The organism is Comamonas sp. FUJ_7, from assembly GCF_057369555.1.
The window spans coordinates 1-3,397 of sequence record NZ_JBXXZI010000024.1 but is presented as its reverse complement, the minus strand read 5'-3'; the positions used below and the strand labels follow the sequence as shown (position 1 = coordinate 3,397).

5 protein-coding genes are annotated in these 3,397 nt (G+C 53.4%); all 5 read left to right on the top strand.

Annotated features, from left to right (window positions below):
- Positions 1-10: 10 nt before the first annotated feature.
- The 5 genes from AC2I9W_RS17580 to AC2I9W_RS17560 all read left to right on the top strand — a co-directional run bounded on the left by AC2I9W_RS17580 (position 11) and on the right by AC2I9W_RS17560 (position 3,235).
- The gene (locus AC2I9W_RS17580; protein ID WP_486411204.1) at positions 11-124 is read left to right on the top strand and encodes an integrase core domain-containing protein; all 114 of its coding nucleotides are present in this window, start codon (positions 11-13) and stop codon (positions 122-124) included.
- A gap of 220 nt (positions 125-344) precedes the next feature.
- Positions 345-479: a hypothetical protein gene (locus AC2I9W_RS17575; RefSeq protein ID WP_486411203.1), complete on the top strand. Its 135-nt coding sequence runs from the start codon at positions 345-347 to the stop codon at positions 477-479.
- A 1,416-nt stretch (positions 480-1,895) separates the two neighbouring features.
- Positions 1,896-2,063, top strand: coding sequence for a hypothetical protein (locus AC2I9W_RS17570; RefSeq protein ID WP_486411202.1), 168 nt, complete (start codon positions 1,896-1,898; stop codon positions 2,061-2,063).
- Positions 2,064-2,174: 111 nt separating this feature from the next.
- The gene (locus AC2I9W_RS17565) at positions 2,175-2,357 is read left to right on the top strand and encodes a hypothetical protein (RefSeq protein ID WP_486411201.1); all 183 of its coding nucleotides are present in this window, start codon (positions 2,175-2,177) and stop codon (positions 2,355-2,357) included.
- A gap of 740 nt (positions 2,358-3,097) precedes the next feature.
- Positions 3,098-3,235, top strand: coding sequence for a hypothetical protein (locus tag AC2I9W_RS17560; RefSeq protein WP_486411200.1), 138 nt, complete (start codon positions 3,098-3,100; stop codon positions 3,233-3,235).
- Positions 3,236-3,397 lie beyond the last annotated feature (162 nt).

Sequence of the window (3,397 nt, the reverse complement as noted above, 5' to 3'; positions counted from 1 at the left end):
TTTCGAGAGCTTGCAGCATGCCAGCCGTGTCATCAGCGACTGGATCAGCTTCTATAACCATCAGCGTCCCCACCAGGCGCTGAAGATGAAAACTCCCGCTGTGGCATTTGCATTAGCGGCCTGACCTGTGCAGAAACCGCTGGGTCAATACATGGCCGCTGCTCTGCACGGGTAGTCCTGCCCGAGTCAGTCCGCCAAAGCGCGGTATACGGCTGAATAGGTGAGGCAAACCGGGTTGCCAAGAAAAGAAAAGCCCACTGCGCAAGCAGCGCCAGCTCCTGAGCGACATCAGGACGCAAACCAAAGCCTTGCTTGCAGGGCTTCGGTTTGAGTAAAGTGAATCCATGACACGCATTAACGCCACCGAAATCTGGCAGCGACACGGCTACAGAGTCGAGCGCATTGAGCAAGCCATGGGCGCGCCCCAGCGCAATGTCTATGGACCTGACGGCGTGCTGCTGATCGAGGATGCGGAGTAAACCTAGGAGACTGAAGCACTGCGTGACCGCGGCATCACTGACTGATCGCGATTGCCGATATGCGATATGGCTGACGTGTATTTTTCAAGGGCACCGTTTAAGGTCTTTAAAAAGAGTACCGTGGGTCAAGGCAGTCAATCTCGACCAGCCACCTTAGACCGGAGATCTATTTGTCAGGTAACCCTATCCCCATTTCAACACCATCTTTTTGGGATACCTTGAAGCTGATGTTCTTTTTTACGGACGGGGTCGCAGCTCCAGAACAACAAGGCCAACCTCTTGTCCCCCTCAAGCAAAACAGGGAAGAGCAACAGCAGCAGCGAAAGCAGTAATAGCAACTCAGCGATCAGCGCCACGAGAAATACGGTTTTCTTTCACCAGCCACCCATGAGGTGGTTTTTTTGCGCCTGGATAGATTGAAATATGCGTGATTCATCAGCATGAAGCTTGTATGCGCCTTCTTCGCAGGGCTTAAGCGAAGCCATCAGGGAAGCGGCGGCGTTGGAAAAAGCCCGAAGATGTAGCGAGAGCAGGTTGGCACTAAGCGCTGAACGAAGCACTTGGAACAAGTATCAAGCCCTGCCGGACCAGATCCACAAAGCGTCATTCGCCTGGCTAAGCGAGCTCAGGGTACAAACCACTGCTTTTCTTGCAAGGCTGAGCTTACTTGAGAGCGATGGTCACCAGCGAATTCGAGTCCGCCAAAGCGAGAACTGCATGCTCCGTGTCTCCTGTGAGGAAAAGCATTTCTCCTGCGCTTAGCGTTGACTTGCAGCTTCCACTGCTTATCTCTAGTCGCCCTTCAAGACAGTGCACGGTTATGTCTCCAGGCACCTTATGTGGCGGGAGCGACTGCCCTGCCCTCAGTACCAGCCTGATGAGCTCAAGGTCGCGCGACTTAAAGATTGCGCTTGTCTTTGCGGAAGAGAGCAACCCAGCCAGCGGTCGCACATTGATCACTTCGCATGGGGATGCATGAGGTATTGCCATAAGACCTCCATCCAAATGAGACCAGTCAAGTGTGGTCTCTGGCTAAGCCATGGGCAAGCGTGGAATCCATGAGCGCAATTCCTTTTCCCGTGATCTGCCGGCAGAAGCCAAGTCAGATGTCGCGAGAACCCACCGCGGGCAAGCAGCAGTCGCCTGCCTGAACGGGATCAGAGGCGCAAACCGGAGCCTTGTAGCAGGGCTGTGGTTTGAGCACAAATCAGAGCAAAGCAAATAACGACATTGCAGTTGATGTATCCAAATGATTCAGCACATCTCCAGCAACATCAAGGATAAGGGCGTTAGCATCCACTTACATAAAGACAATACATTGTCGGTATGTGACTACAGCTCAACACTTATTCGACGACCATCCTAAAGACAAGGCAGGTCATTCGGACTTGTCGATTTAACTTAAGGAGCTTCGTCATGAATCAGCAAACCAATCAGCAAAACGCCAACCAACAGCAGCCTGGTCAGCAGCAACAACAAAACCCCAATCAGCAGCAAGAGAACCAGCGCCCAGGACAGCAACAGCAGCAAAACAATCCTGGGCAACAGAAGCAGTCTGACCAGCAGAGCCAGCAACAGCAGTAAAACCTAAATCGCAAGCAGACTGATCAGCACTAACTGGTCAGTCCCAGTGATATCTGCTGTCACTCCTGCCCTGCCCTAAGAGATGCCAGGGCAGGCATTCAAGGAGCTGTCATGAAATCCAGCGATTCCAACGCAGCAAAGCATTCGCAGCCTAAGAATGCAACTAAGGCACCCGGCGAAGGGGTTGCCTCTGAGCCAACCATCATTGCTGAGCAGCAACACAAGAACAATAAAGGGCCACACTCGGTTAAAGCCGATAAGGCCTCTAAAGCGTCAGCTGCTGAGCGCAAATAAGGGAGCAGAGATGATCAAAGCGACCTCCCCCCAACCCTCATATCCTGAGGACGAAGAGATGGACCCGGTTGGAGAACCGTATCCCAATCAGGAGCCATTGAAACCAGGTACGGACCAAGAGCCAGATCCACCAAAAGTGCCGCACAATGACCCTGAGATTCCTCAAGATCCGGAGTCTGAACGAGTGGTTCAACCAGAACCATTGGATCACTGAGCTCACCAAATGAATCAATGCTTTAGCCATCTTCGGATGGCTTTTTTTATGTCTGGAGAATCTGAAATGTGAGCGATTCGCCAGCATGCGGCATGCATGTGCCCTCTCCCGCAGGGCTATAGCGGGGCCATCCGGCGTGACCACTCTAGCGGGTACGTTTGATCTCTGGAGTTAGCCAGAGCAAGCGGTGATGAGGATCTTCAGCGCGGCCTCCGCGTTGTTGGCAAACAGTGGTCACACCAGATGGCGCAGCAATCTTTCCTTAAATCCAAGTGCGCATAGCTTGGCCCTCAAGCGGCTGCGCCATCTACCCTTTTCAGCCGAGCCTAGGAGTTATCTCCTCCCTCCCTCTCACCTTCTTCCCCAGGCATGACCCGAAAGGTCAACGGCTCTTTATTCAAGCCCGCAGCAATCGCTCGCGGGCTTTTTCTTTGTCCAACGGAGACAGCCATGCACCCCGCGACCCAAAACCACCCTGTCGATGACGACCTTGTGCAGCGCCTGCGCGAGCAAGGAGGCCTGTGAAATGAGCAGCCACTCGCAAACCGGCAACGGCACCGCCCTGCTGATCGCTCTTCAGTGGGCACTGACAGCCTTCGGCCTTTTCTGCCTGGTAGTCGCGGCCGTGATCATCGCTCTCACGCCAGATGCGTGGCCAATGTGAGCAGCCTTCATTCAAATTTGATAGCTGCTAGCGCTTTCAGATCAAGCATTAGGGAACCTCTGCAAAACTCGGTTTCAAGCGTGATAGTGCTTGAACGAGTGTGATGTTTGCTTGCCTGTGACACTCAAGATGCCCGCGTTTCGCGGGCATCTTGCTTTTTAC

Coding starts and splice junctions, on each gene's coding strand:
- AC2I9W_RS17565 (WP_486411201.1), top strand. CDS start 2,175: ATGAAATCCAGCGATTCCAACGCAGCAAAGCATTCGCAGCCTAAGAAT.
- AC2I9W_RS17570 (WP_486411202.1), top strand. CDS start 1,896: ATGAATCAGCAAACCAATCAGCAAAACGCCAACCAACAGCAGCCTGGT.
- AC2I9W_RS17575 (WP_486411203.1), top strand. CDS start 345: ATGACACGCATTAACGCCACCGAAATCTGGCAGCGACACGGCTACAGA.
- AC2I9W_RS17560 (WP_486411200.1), top strand. CDS start 3,098: ATGAGCAGCCACTCGCAAACCGGCAACGGCACCGCCCTGCTGATCGCT.